The 20,013-nt window shown below is 65.9% G+C and carries 19 protein-coding genes; 5 read left to right on the top strand and 14 right to left on the bottom strand.

The genetic code is table 11. From position 1 onward, the window contains the following. The gene (gene prfA / locus HMPREF1023_RS00950) at positions 1-1,074 is read right to left on the bottom strand and encodes a peptide chain release factor 1 (RefSeq protein WP_009304252.1); all 1,074 of its coding nucleotides are present in this window, start codon (positions 1,072-1,074) and stop codon (positions 1-3) included. A gap of 140 nt (positions 1,075-1,214) precedes the next feature. Continuing rightward, complete coding sequence (gene trxB / locus HMPREF1023_RS00945; protein WP_009304251.1) at positions 1,215-2,189, bottom strand: thioredoxin-disulfide reductase; 975 nt, start codon at positions 2,187-2,189, stop codon at positions 1,215-1,217. 208 nt (positions 2,190-2,397) lie between these two features. Here trxB and msrA point away from each other — a divergent pair, with 208 nt between their 5' ends. Then, complete coding sequence (msrA, locus tag HMPREF1023_RS00940; RefSeq protein WP_009304250.1) at positions 2,398-3,615, top strand: peptide-methionine (S)-S-oxide reductase MsrA; 1,218 nt, start codon at positions 2,398-2,400, stop codon at positions 3,613-3,615. A gap of 168 nt (positions 3,616-3,783) precedes the next feature. Here the strand turns inward: msrA and HMPREF1023_RS00935 are convergent, their stop codons facing one another. Continuing rightward, positions 3,784-5,127 carry an MATE family efflux transporter gene (locus HMPREF1023_RS00935; protein WP_009304249.1) on the bottom strand — a complete coding sequence of 448 codons (1,344 nt, stop codon included), beginning with the start codon at positions 5,125-5,127 and terminating at the stop codon, positions 3,784-3,786. A 133-nt stretch (positions 5,128-5,260) separates the two neighbouring features. Here HMPREF1023_RS00935 and HMPREF1023_RS00930 point away from each other — a divergent pair, with 133 nt between their 5' ends. Further along, on the top strand, positions 5,261-6,043 hold the full coding sequence (locus tag HMPREF1023_RS00930; RefSeq protein WP_009304248.1) for a MerR family transcriptional regulator: 783 nt from the start codon (positions 5,261-5,263) through the stop codon (positions 6,041-6,043). 82 nt (positions 6,044-6,125) lie between these two features. Here the strand turns inward: HMPREF1023_RS00930 and trxA are convergent, their stop codons facing one another. Continuing rightward, positions 6,126-6,434, bottom strand: coding sequence for a thioredoxin (gene trxA / locus HMPREF1023_RS00925; RefSeq protein ID WP_009304247.1), 309 nt, complete (start codon positions 6,432-6,434; stop codon positions 6,126-6,128). Positions 6,435-6,715: 281 nt separating this feature from the next. On the opposite strand from trxA, the gene HMPREF1023_RS00920 reads away from it, so the two are divergent. Continuing rightward, complete coding sequence (locus HMPREF1023_RS00920; protein WP_009304245.1) at positions 6,716-7,648, top strand: patatin family protein; 933 nt, start codon at positions 6,716-6,718, stop codon at positions 7,646-7,648. A 981-nt stretch (positions 7,649-8,629) separates the two neighbouring features. On the opposite strand, the gene HMPREF1023_RS00915 is transcribed toward HMPREF1023_RS00920, so the two are convergent. Both HMPREF1023_RS00915 and HMPREF1023_RS00910 read right to left on the bottom strand, forming a co-directional pair. Beyond that, entirely contained in the window at positions 8,630-9,556 is a 927-nt protein-coding gene (locus HMPREF1023_RS00915) for an ion transporter (RefSeq protein WP_009304244.1), read from the bottom strand. 12 nt (positions 9,557-9,568) lie between these two features. Further along, positions 9,569-9,892 carry a putative heavy metal-binding protein gene (locus tag HMPREF1023_RS00910; RefSeq protein ID WP_009304242.1) on the bottom strand — a complete coding sequence of 108 codons (324 nt, stop codon included), beginning with the start codon at positions 9,890-9,892 and terminating at the stop codon, positions 9,569-9,571. 135 nt (positions 9,893-10,027) lie between these two features. Here HMPREF1023_RS00910 and HMPREF1023_RS00905 point away from each other — a divergent pair, with 135 nt between their 5' ends. Beyond that, positions 10,028-11,701, top strand: a complete 1,674-nt coding sequence (locus HMPREF1023_RS00905; RefSeq protein WP_009304240.1) for a cation:proton antiporter — start codon at positions 10,028-10,030, stop codon at positions 11,699-11,701. On the opposite strand, the gene panF is transcribed toward HMPREF1023_RS00905, so the two are convergent. The 3 genes from panF to HMPREF1023_RS00890 all read right to left on the bottom strand — a co-directional run bounded on the left by panF (position 11,698) and on the right by HMPREF1023_RS00890 (position 14,011). Further along, positions 11,698-13,236 (bottom strand): sodium/pantothenate symporter, encoded by a 1,539-nt coding sequence (panF, locus tag HMPREF1023_RS00900; RefSeq protein ID WP_009304238.1) that lies wholly within the window; start codon positions 13,234-13,236, stop codon positions 11,698-11,700. The two genes, HMPREF1023_RS00905 and panF, sit on opposite strands and share 4 nt — an antisense overlap. Further along, entirely contained in the window at positions 13,229-13,504 is a 276-nt protein-coding gene (locus HMPREF1023_RS00895) for a YhdT family protein (RefSeq protein ID WP_009304236.1), read from the bottom strand. Before HMPREF1023_RS00895 ends, panF begins: the two co-directional genes overlap by 8 nt. A gap of 84 nt (positions 13,505-13,588) precedes the next feature. Further along, complete coding sequence (locus tag HMPREF1023_RS00890) at positions 13,589-14,011, bottom strand: response regulator transcription factor (protein ID WP_232228673.1); 423 nt, start codon at positions 14,009-14,011, stop codon at positions 13,589-13,591. A 323-nt stretch (positions 14,012-14,334) separates the two neighbouring features. Between HMPREF1023_RS00890 and HMPREF1023_RS00885 the strand changes: the two genes are divergently transcribed. Continuing rightward, positions 14,335-15,162, top strand: a complete 828-nt coding sequence (locus HMPREF1023_RS00885) for a hypothetical protein (protein ID WP_226844377.1) — start codon at positions 14,335-14,337, stop codon at positions 15,160-15,162. A gap of 220 nt (positions 15,163-15,382) precedes the next feature. Here the strand turns inward: HMPREF1023_RS00885 and HMPREF1023_RS00875 are convergent, their stop codons facing one another. From HMPREF1023_RS00875 to HMPREF1023_RS00855, 5 genes are all read right to left on the bottom strand, one after another. Next, the gene (locus tag HMPREF1023_RS00875; RefSeq protein WP_009304233.1) at positions 15,383-15,919 is read right to left on the bottom strand and encodes a DUF2812 domain-containing protein; all 537 of its coding nucleotides are present in this window, start codon (positions 15,917-15,919) and stop codon (positions 15,383-15,385) included. Then, positions 15,916-16,233: a PadR family transcriptional regulator gene (locus tag HMPREF1023_RS00870; RefSeq protein WP_009304232.1), complete on the bottom strand. Its 318-nt coding sequence runs from the start codon at positions 16,231-16,233 to the stop codon at positions 15,916-15,918. Before HMPREF1023_RS00870 ends, HMPREF1023_RS00875 begins: the two co-directional genes overlap by 4 nt. 141 nt (positions 16,234-16,374) lie before the next feature. Continuing rightward, entirely contained in the window at positions 16,375-18,288 is a 1,914-nt protein-coding gene (gene thrS / locus HMPREF1023_RS00865) for a threonine--tRNA ligase (RefSeq protein WP_009304231.1), read from the bottom strand. A 142-nt stretch (positions 18,289-18,430) separates the two neighbouring features. Further along, positions 18,431-18,982 (bottom strand): zinc ribbon domain-containing protein, encoded by a 552-nt coding sequence (locus HMPREF1023_RS00860; protein ID WP_009304230.1) that lies wholly within the window; start codon positions 18,980-18,982, stop codon positions 18,431-18,433. A gap of 688 nt (positions 18,983-19,670) precedes the next feature. Then, positions 19,671-19,892 (bottom strand): helix-turn-helix transcriptional regulator, encoded by a 222-nt coding sequence (locus tag HMPREF1023_RS00855; RefSeq protein ID WP_009608286.1) that lies wholly within the window; start codon positions 19,890-19,892, stop codon positions 19,671-19,673. Positions 19,893-20,013: the final 121 nt, after the last annotated feature.

Genomic DNA, 20,013 nt, shown 5'->3' with positions numbered 1-20,013 from the left:
CTAGACCGCGGCTTCCAGCTTCTGCGCGCGGTCGGCGGCCTGCAGAGCGGTGATCACGTCTCCCAAGCCGTCGCCCAGAAGCACGCCGTTGTACGTGCCGTTGAAGCCGATGCGGTGGTCGGTCACGCGATCCTGCGGGCCGTTGTACGTGCGGATCTTCTCGGAGCGGTCGCCCGATCCGATCTGCGCGAGGCGCTTCGCGCCCTCGGCGGCCTGCTGCTCGGCCAGCATCTTCTCGTACAGACGGGCGCGCAGCACGGCCATGGCCGCGATCTTGTTCTGCAGCTGCGACTTCTGATCCTGCGACTGCACCACGAGGCCCGAAGGCAGGTGCGTGATGCGCACGGCCGAGTCGGTGGTGTTCACGCACTGGCCGCCCGGGCCGCCGGCGCGGTACACGTCGATGCGCAGATCGTTCTCGTTGATCTCGACCTCCACCTCGTCGGCCTCGGGCAGCACGGCCACGGTGGCCGTGGAGGTGTGGATGCGGCCCTGGCTCTCGGTCTTCGGAACGCGTTGCACGCGGTGCACGCCGCTCTCGAACTTCATGACCGAGTACACGTGGTCGCCTTTGACCTTGAACTGGATCTCCTTGAAGCCGCCGGCTTCGGAGGCCGACATGTCCATCGTCTCGGTCTTCCAGCCTTGCGCGCTCGCGAACCGCTCGTACATCTTGTACAGCTCGCCCGCGAAGATGGCCGCCTCGTCGCCGCCGGCAGCTGCGCGGATCTCTACGATGATGTCCTTGTCGTCGGCCGGGTCGGCCGGGATCAGCATGAACTTGATATCCTCTTCGAGCGCCGGCAGCTTCGCCTCGATGCCGGCGATTTCCTCCAACGCGAATTCCTTCATGTCCGGATCGGCCAGCATCTCCCTGGCTTCGGCCAGATCGTCGGCCGCCTGCACGTACTCGCGCGCCTTCTTCGCCAAAGGACCCTGGTTGGCGTACTCCTTGGCCAGGCGGTTGTATTCTTTCTGGTCTGCGAGGACTGCCGGATCGCCCATCTTCGCCTGCACATCCTCGTAGGCTTCGATGATCTTCGTCAGCTTCTCGCGCATATCGTTATCCTGCATGATGGGTGCTGTCCTTTTCGACGTGGTTCCCGTGCTCGCGCGCCCCGCGCGCCAAGAACGCCCGCTCCAAGCATGCGGAGCGGGCGCCTATGCTGTAACTGGCTTATGATAGCAGATCGACCGTCGATCCGCATCTTATCCTAGATCGCCAGATACTCTGCGGCCTCTTCGGCGCAGACGGCGCCGTCGGACACGGCGGTCACCACCTGGTGCAGGAACTTCGTTCGCACGTCGCCCGCGGCGAACACGCCGGGCACCTCGGTCGCGCACGACTCATCGGCCACGATGTATCCCGTTTCGTCGCACTGCAGCGCGCCGCCCAGAAACTCGGTGTTGGGCTCGGTGCCCACGGCCACGAACAGGCCGTCCACCGCGATGTCGCGCTCCTCGCCCGTTTCGAGCATCTCGAGGCGCACGCCGGCCAGCTTGCCCTCGTCGGCCACGAGCTTGCGAGGCACGGCGTTCCACACGAACTCGAGGTTCGGCAGGTCCTCCAGGCGCTTGTGGTAGATGGCCGTGGCGCGCAGCTTGTCGCGCCGGTGCACGAGATACACCTTCTTGCAGATGCGCGACAGGTAGATGGCGTCGCCCGCGGCCGTGTTGCCGCCGCCCACCACCATGACCTCCTTGTCGCGGAAGAAGTTGCCGTCGCACGTGGCGCAGTACGACACGCCGCGCCCTTGCAGGTCCTCCTCCAGCTCGAGTCCCAGCTTGCGCGGGCGCGCGCCCGTGGCGATGATCACGCTCTTGGCGCGGTACTCGTTGAACGCGGTGGTCAGAACCTTCGGGTTCTGGGTGAAGTCGACCGACACCACCTCTTCGCCGACGTTGCTCGCGCCGAAACGATCGGCCTGCTGCTTCATGGCGAAGGCCAGTTCGAAGCCTCCCGTTCCCTCGGGAAAGCCCGGGTAGTTCTCCATGTGCTCGGTCTGAGCAAGCTGTCCGCCCGGCGAGATGCGCTCGAACAGCACCACGTTCAAGCCTGCGCGCGCGGCGTACAGCCCCGCCGTGAGCCCGGCCGGACCGGCTCCGATGACGGCGACGTCGATGACGTCGTTCGTCGATGCCGCCTTGCACGCGGCAGATGTTTCGTTGCTCGCGGTTTCCTCGGTCATGCATGCCTCCTGGTTTCGCGGGTATCCGTGTTTTCCGAGTGTAAGTATAAGGTACGTCGCCTAAATGTCACAAACTTGGCACCAATATGCGCTAAAACGGCAGGAACGGAGCGCGACCGGCAACGCATGCGTGACGGATTCCAGCATGCGCCCCGCGTCCGCCCCCTCCGCACTACCATGAATGCGATCGCTATCGAAAGGACCGGGCATGAATCACGCGAGCAACATGACGAACGTGGATTCGGCAGGGAGCGAAACCCCCGCCGAGCTACGCACCCTGTATCTTGCCGGAGGATGCTTCTGGGGGCTCGAAGCCTATCTGAAACGACTGCCGGGCGTTCGCGGAACCGTCGTCGGCTACGCGAACGGTTCCACCGAGAACCCCAGCTATTACGACGTATGTCGCTGGAACACGGGCCACGCCGAAACCGTGGCCGTAACCTACGACCCGCGCGTGCTGCCCACCGACGTGCTGCTGGACGCCTTCTTCGAGGCCATCGACCCCACGTCGGTCGACTGTCAGGGAAACGACCGCGGCACCCAGTACCGCTCGGGCATCTATTGGACCGACGAGGCCGACCTGACCGCCATCGAGGCGTCGCTGCTGCGCCAGCAGGCGCGCTATACGAGCCCCATCGTCACCGAGGTGGAGCCGCTCGACGGCTTCTACCCCGCCGAGGAGTACCACCAGAACTACCTCGAGAAGAACCCGGGCGGCTACTGCCATATCGACGTCCGCAGCGCCGACGCGTTCGCCGAGCGCATGGGCCTCGAGGAAGGTCGGGCCTGCGTGCAGGTGGACGGGCTGTGCGAACCGCTCGCGTTGGGCGAGGGCGCCGCGACGGCGGGCGCGGTCGAGCGCGAGGACATCCCCACGCCGTCCGTATCGCGTCGTGCAGACGGGCCGCGCGACGAAGACGGCCTTGCAGATGCGGACGTGGACGCGCTCATCCGCGAGGCGGGCTACGCCGCCCCCTCCGACGACGAGCTGCGCCGCATGCTGTCGGCCGACCAGTACCGCGTTACGCGCATGAACGCTACCGAGCCGCCCTTCCGCAACGCCTACGACCGCACGTTCGAACCGGGCATCTACGTGGACGTGACCAGCGGCGAGCCGCTGTTCGCCTCGTCCGACAAGTTCGATGCCGGATGCGGCTGGCCCGCCTTCTCGCGCCCCATCGCGCGCGAGGTGGTCACCGAGCGCCTCGACCGGACGCTGGGCACCTATCGAACCGAGGTCCGCAGCCGTGCGGGCGATGCTCATCTCGGCCACGTGTTCACCGACGGCCCGGCCGAGACGGGCGGGTTGCGCTACTGCATCAACAGCGCAGCGCTGCGCTTCGTGCCCTACGCGCGCATGGACGCCGAAGGCTACGGCTACCTCAAGCCCCTCGTCGAGAAAGAGCTCGACTCCGCATCATCCTGAGCGAAGCGACGGCGGGCGACAGCCCCCTTGTCATCCTGAGCGAAGCGGCGAAGCCGAGGGATCCCGTGCGGCGCCAGCCGTGAGATTCCCCGCTGGCGCCGCACGGGATCCTTCGCGTCCCCGCTGCGCGGGGCCTCCCTGCGCTCGCTCAGGATGACAGGGCGCCCGCTAGCAGGCCTCGCTTGCCGCAGGCTCTGCCGCGCGATCGGGCCGACGCGCGCGATGACGGTAGCGCAGCAGAGCGGCGGCCGCCACGGACAGCACCATCTGCACGGCGGTCACCGACAGCCAGATGCCGTCGAGCCCGAACAGGCGCGCCGCGCCGAACACGATGAGAACGACCAGCAGCGCCTCGCCGTACACGATGGCGCTCGACGCCTTCGCGTCGTCCACCGCGTAGAAATACGAAGTGGACGCATGGGTGAACCCGTAGAACACGTACGCGGTGGAGAAGACGGGCAGCGCGTACGCGATGAGCCCCGCCGTCTCGTCGGACGCCCCGAACAGCAGCGGCACCTGATTCCGCAGCAAGTACATGGCCGCCAACCCCAACACGCCCAGGCTGATGGTGATCAGGTAGTTCGTGTTGCGGAAGCGGCGCACGCCGTCGGCGTCGCCCGCGCCGTAGTGCTTGGAGATGAGCGGCTGCGAGCCGTCGCCCACGCCCTGGATGAGCATCTGGATGACGCAGGCGGTGTACGACACCACTGCGTAGGCCGCCAGCGCCTGCTCGCCGCCGTACATCGACAGGTTCACGTTGATGGCCACCACCGTGGCCTCGGGCAAAAGGGTCAGCCCGAACGGCGCCAGCCCCAACCGCAGCGCATGCAGCGCGATATGCCGGTCGGGACGCAAGTCGGCCACGGCGATGCGGTTCTCCCTCTTCAGGAAAAAGCCCAGCACCAGCAGAAACGCCGAAACCTGCGAGACCACGGTGGCCGCCGCCGCACCGGCGGTGCCCATGCCCAGCAAGATGACGAACACGTAGTCAAGCGCCACGTTCATCAAGCCGGCGAACACCTGCACGGCCATCGCGTAGGCCACTTTCCCCTGGTTGCGGATAAGCGGCGTGCAGCCGGTCACGAGGATCTGGAACGGGACGCCCCAGGCGATGACGCCCGTGTACGCCGCCGCCTGCGCCAGCGTCTCGCCCTGGCCTCCTAAAAGCTCGCAAATGGGCGTCGCCAGCGTGAACAGCAGCGCCATGATGGGCACGGCGGACAGCGCGAGCATCGTGAGCGTGGTGCCCATGGCGCGCCGCGCCTTCGCCTCGTTTCCGGCGCCGCGCGCGATGGACGAGATCACGCCGCCGCCCATGCCGACGCCCGTGCCCACGGCCATGATGAACGCCACCAGCGGGAAGGCCACGTTGATGCCGGCCAGGCCCGCGTCTCCTACCGCGTGTCCCACGAACACGCCGTCGATGATGCTGTACACGCCGCCCAACGTGAACGTGATCATCGTGGGGACGATGTATTTCAAATACTCTTTGAGCATGCCTCTGGTAATCATGTCATGTCGCTCCGATATGCAATTTGCTGAGATTTTTTCCGCATGGTACTCTAAACCTTAAAGCTGCTTTAAGGTAAAGCCCGCAATGTGCGGGATTCGCCGAATCTTCAGACCATCGATAAGGAACGCGCCCATGACCTTGCCCCGCCTCTACGACATCAAAGAAGCAGCCCGCTACCTGGGCGTCGCCTCCTCCACGCTGCGCTATTGGGAAAGCGAGGGCCTCGTGCAAGCCGGACGGGGCGAAGCGAACGGCTACCGCCAGTATTCGCTGCATGATCTCATCGAGGCCAGCAAGATCGCGTTCTACCGCAAACTGGGCGTGCCGGTCAAGGAGCTGCGGGGGTACCGAGCGCTTTCGGCGCGCAGCCTGGACGAGGCCCTCGCGCGCACCGAGGACGGCGTAGAGCAGCGCATCGCCGAGCTGGAAGCCACGAAGGCGCGCCTCGCCCGCCAGCGCGCGCTCAACGCGAAAGCCGAGGAGCTGCGACGGGCGGGCATGCAGCCCGGCTCCCCGGCCATCGGCAGCCTGAGCGCCATCGACTACGATGCCGCGGCTCCCTGGAAGCTGCTCGTGGAGGAGCCCTGGCGCTACGGGGTGGTCGTCTTTGCGGACAAGCCTGACGAGGTTTACGAGTCGGCCGTGGACGCAGGCGCGCAGGACGGTGCCGTGCTTTGGCGCCGATCGAGCGCGCACGACGAGACGACCTGCCGGGAGTGCCTGCTCAAAGTGTCCCCCACTGCCGACGCCAGCAACGCCGCCGCGCTGTTCGCCGAAGCCTCCCGCCAAGGCATCGAGCCTCAGGCGGTGGTGGGAAACTACCTTCTGACGGCATCGGACGAAACAGGACGCTGGGACTGCCATCGCGCCTGGGTGGTGGGGGAAACGCCGCGCGATCCCGCAGACGACCGGTAAGCCCGGGCGACATCCGGCATGCGGGCGCAAAAAAGCCCCCTCCGAGCGGAGAGGGCTTCGCTGCCTCAGGCCGAGGAAGAAGCTAGCCGATCATCGAGAGGATGTTCTGCTTGGGCTGCACGCCCACGGCCTGGTTCTTCACCTGGCCGTTTTCGAACACCATGAGAGTGGGCACGCTCATGACGCCGTACTTCTGCGCGATGTCGGGGCTCTGGTCGATGTCGAGCTTGTAGACGGCTGCCTTGCCGGCCGTCTCGGCGGCAACCTCGTCGAGCGTGGGCGCGAGCATCTTGCACGGACCGCACCACGTGGCGAAGAAGTCCACGAGAACGGGACCCTGCGCATCAAGCACCTTGGACTGGAAATCGGAAGAAGAAACGACCTCGCTCATGTTAAAGCCTCCTTTGTAGGGGCCGCGCGCATCTCTCACCCGCGGCAATTCTTGTTCGCATCGTATTGTAAACGCGTTTGCTCAACTGTGCATCAAATTGTTACGGTTCGGAGCATGAATCTCGACATTCCCGACATTTTCGCCCGGTGAACGGTCGTCGAGGACGGTCTCCTCCATCGTTGCTCCACAGACGGCGGCCTTGTTGCACGTCTTGCCTGCGAATGCTCGAGGGGCGGGCGCGCTGAGATATAATCGGAGACGACGCACAGAAAGGAACCCGCATGAGCGAAACGACCGAGCACGCCTCCGCAGCACCCGCCTCCTCGCCCGCATCGTCGCACGTGCCCGCTTGGCGCGGACACGGCACCGTCCCGGTGAACCTCGTGCTGGAAGGCGGCGCCATGCGCGGCCAGTTCACGGCCGGCGTGCTGGACTTCTTCATGGATCAGAAGCTGTTCTGCGAGCGCGTCATCGGCGTGTCGGCGGGTGCGCTGTGCGGCTACAACTACGTGGCCGGCGAAGACGGCCGCACGTGCTACCTCAACACGAAGTACTGCGACGACTGGCGTTATCTGTCCATGAAGAGCTTCGTGCGCACCGGCAACGCCTGCGGGCGCGAGTTCGCCTTCGACGAGATCCCCAACCGCCTGGAGCCGTTCGACTACGCCGGGTTCGACCAGTCGCCCATGCAGCTGATCGCCGTTTCCAGCGACCTCGTCACCGGCGAGGCGGACTACCACCCCTTCGCCGACTCGCTGGCCGACCTGCCCTACCTCATCGCGTCGTCGTCCATGCCGCTGGTCAGCCAGATCGTGGACGTCGACGGCAAGCTGCTGCTGGACGGCGGCACCTGCGACAGCGTGCCCATTATGTACTCGATGCTGACGGGCGCGCGCAAGCACATCGTGGTGCTCACGCAGGCGGCCGACTACGTGAAAGGACCGAACAAGCTCATGGCCATCCTGCGCCAGCGCTATGGACTGTACCCCCACTACCTCGAGCGCCTGCAGCACCGCCACTACGAGTACAACCGCACGTACCGCGCGCTGCCTCGCCTGCACGATGCCGGAAAGCTGTTCCTCATCAGGCCTCCCGAGCCGGTTACCGTGGGCAGCATGGAGCGCGACGCCGACAAGCTGTTCGCGCTCTACGAGCAGGGCTACGCCGAAGCGGCCCGTCGCTGGCCCGCGCTCCAGGCGTACCTGGAGGCGTAAAGGCCGGCTCAGCGCACCCGCATCGCAAGGCGTCCCGTTCGCACGAACGGCCTGCGCATGTGGCCCTCTTCCCGCGCAGTTGTCCGGCGCACAGCGGCGCGCCCGCGCCGAAGCCGCAGGACGTCGCGCCACGCTCTCGCCCGCATCGAAGCCGCAGGGCGTCGCGCCGCTCACGCACCCGTGTAGAAGCCGCAGGACGTCGCGTCGCGCTCGCGCCCGTGTAGAACCGCGCCCGCGCCCCCACCGCACCACGGATGCGCAGAACCGGCGGAGCCCGCGCGGGCGACGCGATCCGGCTCCGACCCCTCCTCGCCTCGAGGCACCCTGATGCGCTCAAATGTTTCACGTGAAACAATCTGGTGCTTGAGAACAGATGTTTCACGTGAAACACTCGGATCCTTCGCTGTTTCTAGTGGTACGCCAAGGGCGGCTCGATCCCGGTGCCCCTCTTTCGCGGCATGCGGGGGCGGGACTCGCGGGCGGAGCGCGAGGCGCGCGGGACGGGCAGGCGGAGCGCGGGGCGCGCGGGGCGGGAGGGCAAGCCGTCGCGTCCGACGCGAATGGGCTCGCTTCAGCATCGGCCTGACGACGGGCTGGCAAGCGGGATGGCAGAGATTGCACGCTATGCACGATTATTTGGGCCCGTCGTCAAAGGCGCAGGAAGAAAACCCAGGTCGGAAGAAACGGCGATGGCGGCGAATCGTGCATAGCGTGCAATCTCTGCCATGCGGAGACGTGCGGAGGCGGCGCGAGCGGGGGCGCGGGCGACCTCCCGCAGAGCCTATGCCACCACGGGCTCCACCCTGCACCCCGCTTCGACGCGCCCGATTATTTCACGTGAAGCAATCGGGCGCTTGAGAGCAAATATTTCACGTGAAGCATCTTGGCCGCGCGCGGGTGCCGCGTGCCGAAAAATCGCACGCGGACGGACCAGGCGCGCGGGTGCGGAGCGCCAGAGGGCCTGACGGGGACGCAGGCTCCCTAGGCGTCGCGGTCCGCTTCCCCGCCTTCGGCCGGTCCGCCTTCCGCAGCGCGCTCGTCGAAGCCTCCTTGCAACGCGTCGGCATCGAGCCGGTCGCGCGCATCCTGAGCCCGGAACTCGGACACGAACCCGGCTGAGAAGATGCCGGCCGGAATGGCCACCACGCCGATTGACAGGAGCATCGTGCAGAAGCCGACGAGGCGCCCGGCGGCCGTGACGGGCACGAGGTCGCCGTAGCCCGTGGTGGTGATGGTGGTCATCGCCCAGTACATGCCCGTGAACACGCTGTCGAACTTCTCGGGCTGCACGGGATGCTCGATTTCGTACATGAGCACGCTGGCCGTTACGGTGAGCAGGGCGAGCACCATGAATGCCGCCACGATCTCCGGACGGCGCTTTCGGAACACGCGCGCGATGGAGCGCAGACCGCGCATGTAGCGCGACAGCTTGATAAGGCGCACGAGGCGGATGATGCGAGCCGCGTTCAGCATGGAGGACGACACGGGCACGAACAGCACGAGCAGACCGGGCGCGAAGGCCAGCAGGTCGATGATCCCCATCGGCGACAGCGCGTAGCGCATGCGTGCGCGAGCGGGCGATGCATCGGGATGGACGAGGTCGGCAGTCCACAGGCGCGCGGCGTACTCCAAGCCGAAGCACACGCTGGACGCCAGCCCGAAAGCCAGAAGCGCCGCCGACACCCCGGCCGGGATGCCGGGCTGCGTCTCGGCGAACACGAGGATCGCGTTCGCGACGATGAGCGCGAACAGCGCGATGCCCACGATGCGCGCGACGGCGTTGCCGCGCCGCACGTCCTCGAGCGCAAAGTACGCCTCCCGCTTGAACGCCGAGGGGGCGCGGCGGGGCGCGCGCTTCGCATCCCGCGCACCCCCCGCGTGCCCTGCGTTTCGCCTCGCTGCGCCCATCGCGTCGGCCCCTTACGCCTGCTCGAGGGTCACGGCGGTGCCGGAAGCGGTCACCATGAGCATGTTGCCTTGACCCAGCACCTCGTAATCCATGTCCACGCCCACCACGGCGTGCGCGCCCATGGAGGCCGCACGCTGCTCCAGCTCCTGCAGAGCCTCGTTGCGGGCCTGCAGAAGCTCCTGCTCGTAGCCCTCGCTGCGGCCGCCCACGATGTTGCGGATGCCCGCGCCGAAATCGCGCAGGAAGTTGATGCCGGTGATAACCTCGCCGAACACGATGCCGTAGTAGCCGGTGATGCGGTAGCCTTCGACGGAGGGGGTAGTGGTCACGATCATGGGCGTTCCTTTCAACGGACGAGCGAACCGATGCGCTTTGCGTGTCCGTTAGCATACCACGATCAGCGCGGAGCCGAGGGTGTACAATAGCAACGTTTACCTGCACCTATGCCAAACATGCACGAAAGGCAACCTATGACCGTCGACCTCGTTTCGCTCGCCATCATCGCGCTCGTCGCGGCAGCCTGCCCGATCGTCGCCAAACTCATCCCCAACAAGCTGGTTCCCGAGACGGTGTTCCTGCTCATCGCCGGCGCGTTGCTGGGGCCGAACATGACGGGCGCCATCGTGCTCACCGACGCGGTGGGGCTGCTGTCCGACCTCGGCCTGGCGTTTTTGTTCCTGCTAGCCGGCTACGAGATCAATCCGAAGAGCCTCACCGGGAGCCAGGGCAAGCGCGGGCTGGCAACCTGGTGCGTATCCATCGTCCTGGCGTTCCTCTTCGTGCATTTCGCCAGCGGCCTGTTTTCCAACGAGCTCGAGTCGGTTGCCATCGCCATCGCGTTGACCACGACGGCGTTGGGCACGCTCATGCCCATCCTGAAGGAGCGCGGACTCATGGGAACGCAGGTGGGCGAATCCGTCCTCGCATACGGCACCTGGGGCGAGCTGGGCCCGGTGCTGGCCATGGCGCTGCTCTTGTCCACGCGCGCGGAATGGAAGACCGTGCTCATCCTGCTCGCGTTCGTCGCCTTGTGCGTGGTGGCGGCCGTCGTTCCCGCGAAGGCGAAGAAGGCCGGGCACAAGCTGTTCAACTTCCTCACCGAGAACGCGGAAGGCACCTCCCAGACCATGATGCGCGTCACCGTGCTGCTGCTGGTGGGGCTGGTGGCGCTCTCCGCGGCGTTCGACCTCGACATCGTGCTGGGCGCGTTCGCCGCCGGGTTCGTGCTGCGCTACATCATTCCCGAGGGCGATCACGCGCTGGAGCATAAGCTGGACGGCGTGGCGTACGGCTTCCTCATCCCCGTGTTCTTCGTCGCCTCGGGCGCGAAGATCGACCTCATGGCCGTGTTCCAGCAGCCTGTGGTGCTGGTCGGGTTCATCGTGCTGCTCCTGCTCATCCGCACCGTGCCCATATTCGTCGCACTCGCCACCGGCAAGGACACGCGCAGCATCTCCACGCACAACCGCTTGACCATCGCCCTGTACTGCACCACGGCGCTGCCCATCATCGTGGCGGTGACCTCGGTAGCCGTGAGCGCAAACGCCATGTCGCAGGAGACGGCCAGCGTGCTGGTGGCCGCCGGCGCCATCACCGTGTTCCTCATGCCGCTGATGGGCATGCTCACTTATCGCGTGGCCGACGCGAAGCCCATCGAGGCCGTGAAGGAGATCAGCCGCAACCCGCGCGACATCGGCGACATCCTGCGCGAGCACTGGGAGCTGGAGCGCATGCTGGCACGCAAGGAGGCGCTCGAGCGGCTGGCGGCACGGCGCGAGGAGCGCGGCCGAGACGGTGAGTCCTGGGAGGAGCAAGCGGCGCTGCTGCAACGTCGCTCGGCCCGCAAGCGCGCCATCGACGAGGCGCTCGACCTGGCCGCACAGGAGATGGCGCGTCGCGAGCTGGCGCCCGATGCCCGTCCCGACGGAGACGACCCGCTGCTGGCGCAGGCTCTGCAGCATCGCGAAGAGCGGCGGCGTCGCATGGCCGAGCGCGTTGTGCGCGAGTACCGTCGGCGCATGGACGAGATGGGCCGTGCGGCAGAGCGGATGGGACTGAGCGAAGACGACGTCAGGCAGATGTTCGAGGACGCGCGACAACGTCGCGACGAACACCCCGACGAACGCGACGGCCGGCGGCGCTAGCCCGCGCGGCGAGTCGAGGACCCGTTCGCAGCCTCCGCGCCGCTGTCGCAATCAGGGAAGAACACCTCCATGCGGCTGGCCGGCGCCTGCTTGCCGGCCAGCGAGCCTGCGACCATGCACACGCCAGCCACGACGATGCCTATGACGATCTGATGCAGATCGGCCACTTTGAAGCCGAGCGCCATCGTTGCGCAATACGCCAGCGTACCGCCCGCCATCGACCACAGCGCACCCGTCCGGTTCGCCCGCTTCCAGAACAGGCCGCACACCATCACCCAGAAAAACGCCGTCTCAAGGCCGCCGAAGGCGAACATGTTGATCTTCCATATGACGTCGGGCGGCACGACGGCCAGCACGAACACCACCGCGCCCAGCCCCAGCGTAACCGCCTGGCTCGACACGGACAGCGCACGCTCCCCCATGCGGCGGCCGCGCGCTTCGGCGTAATGCATCCACACGTCCTTGACCAGCGCCGAGGATGACGAGATGAGCAGCGAGGACACGGTTGAGATGGAGGCGGCCACCGGCCCGATGATAGCTATGCCCGCCAGCACCGGCGGCAGCGTCCGCGAGATGGCCAGCGGGATGATGTTGTCCACGCTGCCGCCGTAGGCCGCCAGATCCTCGGTGAGCACGCCAGCGGCCAACACGCCGAGCGCCGTGACGCCGATCATCATGGCGCCGATGATGACGGTGCCCACGATCATGGCGCGGTGGAGCGATTTCACGTCCTTGTACCCCATCGTGCGCACCACCGACTGCGGCAGGACGAACGTGAACACGCCCACGAGCAGCCACTGGGTAAGGTACAGCGACGGCGGCATGTTGCCGCCGGACGTGGGCTCCAGCATCTCGGGGTGGTTCTGCGCGATCGAACCCATGATAGCCTCGTAGCCGCCGCCGGCGTCCAGGATGCCCGCGGCCAGGACCACGATGCCCACGAGCATGGCGATGCCGCAGAGCGCATCGGTCAGCGCCACGCCGCGGAAGCCGCCGATGGTGGTGAACAGAATCACGGCAACGCCGAAGAGCACGAGGCCGAACACGTAGGAGTAGCCGGTCACGGCCTCGAACAGCTTCGCACCGCCCACGAACTGCGCGATCATGGTGGCGCCGAAGAACACGACGACGATGGCGGCCGACAAGTTCGCGAGCGCGTTCGATCCGTAGCGAGCCCGGACGACGTCGGCCACCGTGATCGCATCGAGCTTGCGCGCGATGAGCGCCATCTTCTTGCCCACGATGCCGTACAGCAGAACGAGCGCCGTCACCTGCACCACGGCCATGTACACCCAGCCGAAACCGATGCTCCACGCCTGGCCCGGACCGCCCACGAACGAGCTCACCGACCCGTACGTGGCGATGGTGGTCATGGCCAGCACGAAGCCGCCCAGGCCGCGGTTGCCGATGAAGTACTCCTTCACGAAGCCGCCGCCGTCCGACGCGCTCTGCGTGCGATGGCGCACGACCACGCTGAGCCCTACGGCGAACGCGAGGAACAGCGCGACGGGGACGAGCGCGGCGAGGTTACCCATCAAGGCCCTCCTCGTCGTCCAGCGGGAAGTCGGCGAACACGAACCGCGCCAGCACGACGGCGGCGATGACCGCGGCGACCCATGTGCCCATGCACCCCGCGATTATCCACAAAGGCGTGCCGAACAGCTGGACGTCGAAGCCTGCGAGCCCGAACCCGCCCACGAGCCACACCGCCACGATGACGGCCAGCGCTGCCGCCGTGGCCTTCGCCTCCCTGTTCGTCTGAGCGAGCTTGTCCCGATAGCTCGCAAGTTCCCTCTGCGCCATGCGCGCACCTCCCCGCCGTCGCCGCGCCGTTTCGTCCAACGTATGGTACACCAAGCGCAGCCGTCCCGCGCGCCCCAGTTGGGGCTAGATGGCCGATGACACCTTTTCCAGCAAATCGGCTTTGCCGTTGACGCCCATCTTCGCGTAGATGCGGCGCACGTGGCTCTTCACCGTGTTGAGCGACACCACCAACTCGTCGGCGGCCTCGGCGAACGTGCGGCCCTCCATGAGCAGGCGCAGCACGTCCTCCTCGCGGCGCGTCAGGTCGTAGGAGCGCGCGAGGCGCGCGCAGGTGGCGTCGAGGCCGGTGCCCCATTCCGACCCCGGCGCGGCAGCCGGCGTTGCAGGTCGGGGAGCCGGCCGATGGAGCTGCAGATAAGCCACGGCAGCGGCCATGTCGCGGTTGCGCCAGCGGCGCTCGAGCAGCAGGCACGACGGGAACGACAAGAGACACGCGCAGGCGGCGAACGTCGCGGCCGCATCGACGCCCCGCGCATCGAGCGCCATAAGCGATCCGACAAGGGTCACGCCGAAGCAGGCAGCCCACGCGCCCGCCGCCCGATACCGCCGTGCGGTTGACGCGCGCGCGGAAAAACGCCCGCACCACCGCCGCGCAGAACGCGGCGTACACGACGCACGTCAGCGCCAGCACCGCCACCGTCGACCACGAAACCATCGCCGCTCCTTCCCTTTTGCCGCTTGGATCGTCCCAGCATAGCGCAAGCCGCCCGGCGCGGCCGGCAGAACCGGTGATGAAAAACTTCATCATTGCCGCATCGCCGAGGGTCGTGCTAGGTTGGATGCGGAAGAACACGAAGAAGGAGAACCTTATGAGCGCAGCACGCAGCAGAATCGCACGGACCCTGATCGGCGCCGCCTGCATCGCGGCGGCCACCTGCGCGCTCGTCTGGTTCGCCTTCCAGTTCGCCCCCGGCGAGCCGCGCGAACGGACGACGGATCGAGAACCCCTTCCCTCGACGATCAGCACCGCGGGCAACCGAAACTACGAGGCCGAGCGCATCGTAGACGTGCCTTTCGGGCAAACCTACCGAACTGAAAGCCTGACCCGAGGGAAATGGTTCAGCGTGAGTGAGGAAGAGCGAAGTTCGTGGTCCGATGAGGAACGCGAGCGTTATCTAAGCGAATTCAACTATATATACGATTCTGACGGCGTCGAGATCGTCCCCGGCGAAACCAAAACCGTCTCCCTCGACGCATTTGCGGAGTGGTACCCCCATTACGCCTTGACGACCGGGTACACCGAGGCTCGTAAGCACGAATGCAAGATCATGCTCGTCGAACTGACTCTGACGAACACCATGGAATACGAGCAGGATCTCCCCGTCATGCAGCTTTGGAGCGAAGACTTCAACGGCGCCAACGACATGCTCGACAACGGCGGAGGCGGCGATTCGGGAAACTATCTGCTGCAGGAGCTGTACGGCACCCCTTCCGACCGAGGGCTCGTCCAAAACAGCATCCCCGACGAATGGTTCGTCCTCCAACCGGGAGAGACGCGCACCCTCACCCGCCCCTTCCTCGTCTACGAGAAGACGTTCCGCGATCCGGCGGCCTACGAGAACATCGACCCGTCTCGCTTCTGCGTCGCTTTGGCCGACTACGACCCGCCCACCATCTATCGCCTCTGGCTGGGCTGATCCTGCGCCCCCTTCGTCATCCCGGGCGAGCGCAGCATTTGACAGTCCAGCGGACTGTCAAGCTCCCGAGCACGCAAAGCGAGCGCAGGGAGGCCCCGCGCAGCAGGGACGCGAAGGATCCCATGCGGCGCCAGCCGTGGCGCTTTCCGCTGGCGCCGCATGGGATCCTTCGCGTCCCCGCCTTGCGGCGCTGCGCTCAGGATGACAACCTAGGGCGTAGTTACTCGCGCACGGCGCGCTCGCGCTTCAACCGTCGAAGCTTGCGGGCGATGCGGACGAACCCGCACGCCATGAGGATCATGATCGCCGCCCACAGCACGGCGATCGGCAGCATTTCCGGCAGGAAACCGCCTCTATGCAGCAGGCTCGCCGCTGTCGTCACCTGGACGAGGAGCACGGCCAGCACCAGCACCTCGATGCGGCGCAGATGCGCGATCTTGGAGTCGATGTCGGAGAACAGGTCGAAGGGCGCGCCATCGCGCGGGCGGCGCAGGTACGCCCAGCGGCCGTACGTTCCGACGCACTCGATGTCCAGATCGCGCAGGAAGTCCAGATAACAGCGGCCCTCGGAGCTGCCCGCCGTATGCTCCAGCAGCTCCAGACGGTACTCGCACTCCCCCGGCGCTCCCTCCTCGAACACGTAGCGGATCCCGCATACGTCGACGAGGGCCAGCCCGCGCGCGGCCCAGGCGTTCAGCCAGTCCTCCTCGCGGTCGAAATCCCATGCCCAGAACAGCCGGTGCATGACCCGCTTCATGCCGACCACCTCCCCACGATCTCCTCGCCGTTTCCCACCAGCTCGCGCAGCCGGTCGAGCTCGACCCGCACCGCATCGCGGCCGGCGTCCGTCAACCGGTACTCCTTCTTGCGCCCCGACCCTGCGCCGGGCGCCGGCTCGATCCAGCGCCGTTTCTGCAGCGTGTCGAGCGCGCCGTACAGGGTGCCCGCCGCCAGGCGCACTCGGCCGTTGCTCAGGCGCTCGGCGTTTTGCATGATGCCGTAGCCGTGCAGCGGCTCGTCGAGCGAGAGCAGGATGTAGAACACCGCCTCGGTCAGCGCGATCGATTCCACGGTTCCCCTCCGTTCCAAAACTATATCGGCTTCCGATATAGTCAGTATATCGGAAGCCGATATAGTACGCAACCGTGAAAAAAAAAGCGACCCCGGCACGCTGCCGAGGTCGCTGTCACGCGGAGGATGGGGAGCGAGCGTCTACAGCGCGGCCTCGCGCAGCTTCTCCACCAGCTGCTCGACCGGCCACGCGCCGAGGTCGCCCTCGTGGCGCTCGCGCACGCTGACCGTGCCGTTCTCGATCTCCTTGTCGCCCAGCACCACCATGTACGGGATCTTCTGGCTTTGCGCCTTCGCGATCTTCACGCGCATGGGCTCGTTCTGGTCGTACACCTCGATGCGGCCGCCCGCGGCCTTCAGCTGCTTCGCCAGCTCGTGCGCCGCCTCGTTGTGACGGTCGGCCAGCGGCAGCACGGCCACCTGCACGGGAGCCAGCCACAGCGGCAGCGCGCCGGCGTAGTGCTCGATGAGGATGCCGAGGAAGCGCTCGATGGAGCCGAAGATGGCGCGATGGAGCATCCAGGGGCGCTCCTCGGTGTTGTCCTCGGTGCGGTAGGTCAGTTCGAAGCGCTCGGGCATGTTGAAGTCCACCTGCACGGTGGAGCACTGCCAGGTGCGCCCGATGGCGTCCTTCACCTTGATGTCGATCTTCGGGCCGTAGAACGCGCCGTCGCCCTCGTTGATGTCGTAGGCCAGCTCGTGGCGCGCGCAGGCTTCCTTGAGCGCGTTGGTGGCGTGCTCCCACATGTCGTCGGTTCCGATGCTCTTCTCCGGGCGCGTGGAGATCTCGGCCTCGTACTGGAACCCGAACGTGGACATGATGTGGTCCACGAGGTCGAGGATGGCCACCACCTCGTCCACTACCTGGTCGCGCGTGCAGAACACGTGCGCGTCGTCCTGAGTGAAGCCGCGGGCGCGCAGCAGGCCGTGCACGACGCCGCTCATCTCGTGGCGGTACACGGTGCCGAACTCGAAGTAGCGCAGCGGCAGGTCGCGGTAGGAATGCAGCTCGCTCTTGTACAGCATCACGTGGCCCGGGCAGTTCATGGGCTTCACGGCGTACTCGGTGAGGCGCGGATCCTCGTCGGTGCCCTCGTTGATGTTGAAGAAGTACATGTTCTCTTTGTAGAAGCCGTAGTGGCCCGAGGTCTTCCACACGTCGGCGTTGTACACGTGCGGCGTGATGACCTCCTCGTAGCCGCGCTCGTACAGGTCGCGGCGCAGCCACTCCTGCATGGTGCGGATCACGCGCGCGCCCTTGGGCAGGTACATGGGCAGACCCACGCCGGCCAGCGGGTCCATGGTGTAGATCCCCAGTTCACGGCCCAGCTTGCGATGGTCGCGCTTCTCGGCCTCCTCCAGGTTGCGCAGGTGCTCGTCCAGCTCCTTCTGCTTGAAGAAGGCGGTGCCGTAGATGCGGGTGAGCATCTCGCGCTCGGCATCGCCGCGCCAGTACGCGCCGGCCAGCTTGGTCAACTTGAACGCGCCCAGCTTGCCGGTAGAGGGCAGGTGCGGGCCGCGGCACAGGTCGGTGAACTTGCCGATGGTGTACGTGGTGATGACGGCGTCCTCCGGCAGCTCGGCGATGAGCTCCAGCTTGAACGGCTGGCTCGCGAAGATCTCCTCGGCCTCGGCGCGCGTGACCACGCGGCGCTCGAAGGCTTCGTCGGCCTTCACGATCTCGGCCATGCGGGCCTCGATGGCGGCAAAGTCGTCCGGCGACAGCGCGCGGTCGAGCTTCACGTCGTAGTAGAAACCGTCCTCGATGGCCGGCCCCACACCGAACTGCACGTCGCCGTAGAGGTCGACGAGCGCGGCGGCCATGACGTGCGCGGTGGAGTGGCGCAGAAGCTCCAGCCCCTCGTCGCTCTTGGCCGTGACGATGGCAACCGAGTCGCCTTCGGCCACGGGAGCCGAGAGGTCGACCGGCTGGTCGTTCACGATGCCCGCGAGCGCGGCCTTCGCCAGGCCGGCGCCGATGGACGCGGCCACGTCGGCGACGGTGGAGCCGTCTGCGAGCTCTTTCTTCGAGCCGTCGGGAAGTACGATGTTCATATCTGTTCCTTTCCTGTGCCGGGCGCGCACAAAGCGCCTGCACGATCGGTTCGCAGCGAGCGCGCCTTGCGCCCGCCTTTGCGACAAAACAACGAAGCCGCCCCGTTGTTCGCGAGGCGGCTTCGATTGCATTGCGAAGTGGTTACTGCACGCCGTGCTCGGACTGAGCGGGGCGCGCCTGCCTCGTCTGCTGCTGGGTCGCCGCCTGCTGCGGCTGCTGCGTTCGAGCGCCGCGCTGCTGCGGGGCACGACGCGTGCGCGGACCACCGGCAACGGGCGTGGCGCAGTACGGGCACACGGTCCAGGTGGGGTCGAGCGCGTGGTTGCAGGTGCCGCAAAGGTTCTTGAGACGCTGGTGGCAGTTCGGGCACAGCACGAAGTCGGCTTCCACCGGGTAGCCGCAGTTCGCGCACTCGCCGTACTTCATGAGCTCGCGCTGCTTCAGCGCGATCTCCAGCTCCTGCTCGTCGCGGTCGATCTGCAGCAGCGGCGGGCGCAGCAAGCAGTACGCGATGATGCCGAGCAACGGGACGAGCGCCACGATAGCCCACACGTACCAGTAGGAACCGCGCAGGTACGCATCGCGCACCACCCAGACGATGGACAGCACATACAGGATGACCAGCAGCACCACAACCACGGTGAACGCGGCTTGCAGTTCAGGAGTCCACAGCTGGTTAAGCAGTTCGCTCATTTCAACCTCGTTTTCTTGTATATTCAGCGACTGGTGCACAGGTATGGAAAACGCGCAATACATGCACACGATCAGTCATTATAGCAAAGTTGCCGAAAAACAAGCTCACGTGCAGGTAATTTCCGCAAGCTGTTGAATTCGAGGGCTGGTTCGAGAGCCGCCCCCTACCAGACTCTGAAGCTAAGCCCGGGCGCACGGAAGCGCGGCCGAGCCGAGCCGATGAGCGGGTTCGCGGTCGAGCCGGGCCGACGCACGGTTTCGGAGTGCCTGCGTGCAGCAAAATCGCCGGTTTGGCACGCCAGACCCGCCCGGATGCCATATTCCCAGGAGGCCGCCGAACACGATCTGGGGTTTCGCTTCGGCCTTTTTCGGGAAACGAGGCCGAAGTTCGTCGAGATGTGCCAAACCGACGATTTTGCTGCACCTCGACAAGCGAAACCGTGCGGAGGCGGACGCGAATCAACTTCCATGACAATGTTAGCCTCGTCAACCGTGCCGAAAACGGTTCCCAAATCGCACGATCTGGAAAAACGCCGGACGAAATACCGCGCGATGCCGAACAAGACAAGAGAACGGGGTCAGCGCCCCATCCATCCCCCGTCGTCCTGAGCGAGTGCGGCAAGTCGAAGGATAGCGATAGTGACGGACGCAACTCACAAAGAAAGCATTGAAGGTGGGTAGCGAACTTCTAGGATTGATCCTCGTCGGGGACGTACTCCATGATGTCGCCCGGCTGCACGTCGAATCGCTCGCAGATGCGAAGGATGGTGTCCGTGGTGACGGACTCCCCTTTGGAGAGCTTGGCGATGGTAGTTGACGAAAGCCCTATCTCTGTTTTGAGATCGGTCTTTTTATACCCCATCCGCGCAAGCATATCGAAAAGCTTGAAAAACCTAATGGAAGCCATCATTGTTCCTCCTCGCTGCTGACAGACTACCAGCAAACCGCAGCGTCGAAAAGCCGAGGATTAAAAGCACTATTTCCTTTTCATCAGCTCTGGATTAGAATATCCGAATATACAGATTTATTTC

The sequence above is a fragment of the Eggerthella sp. 1_3_56FAA genome (assembly GCF_000185625.1).
In the GTDB taxonomy this organism is placed as follows: Bacteria; Actinomycetota; Coriobacteriia; order Coriobacteriales; family Eggerthellaceae; genus Eggerthella; species Eggerthella lenta.
This window is presented reverse-complemented; position numbering and strand designations above follow the sequence as displayed.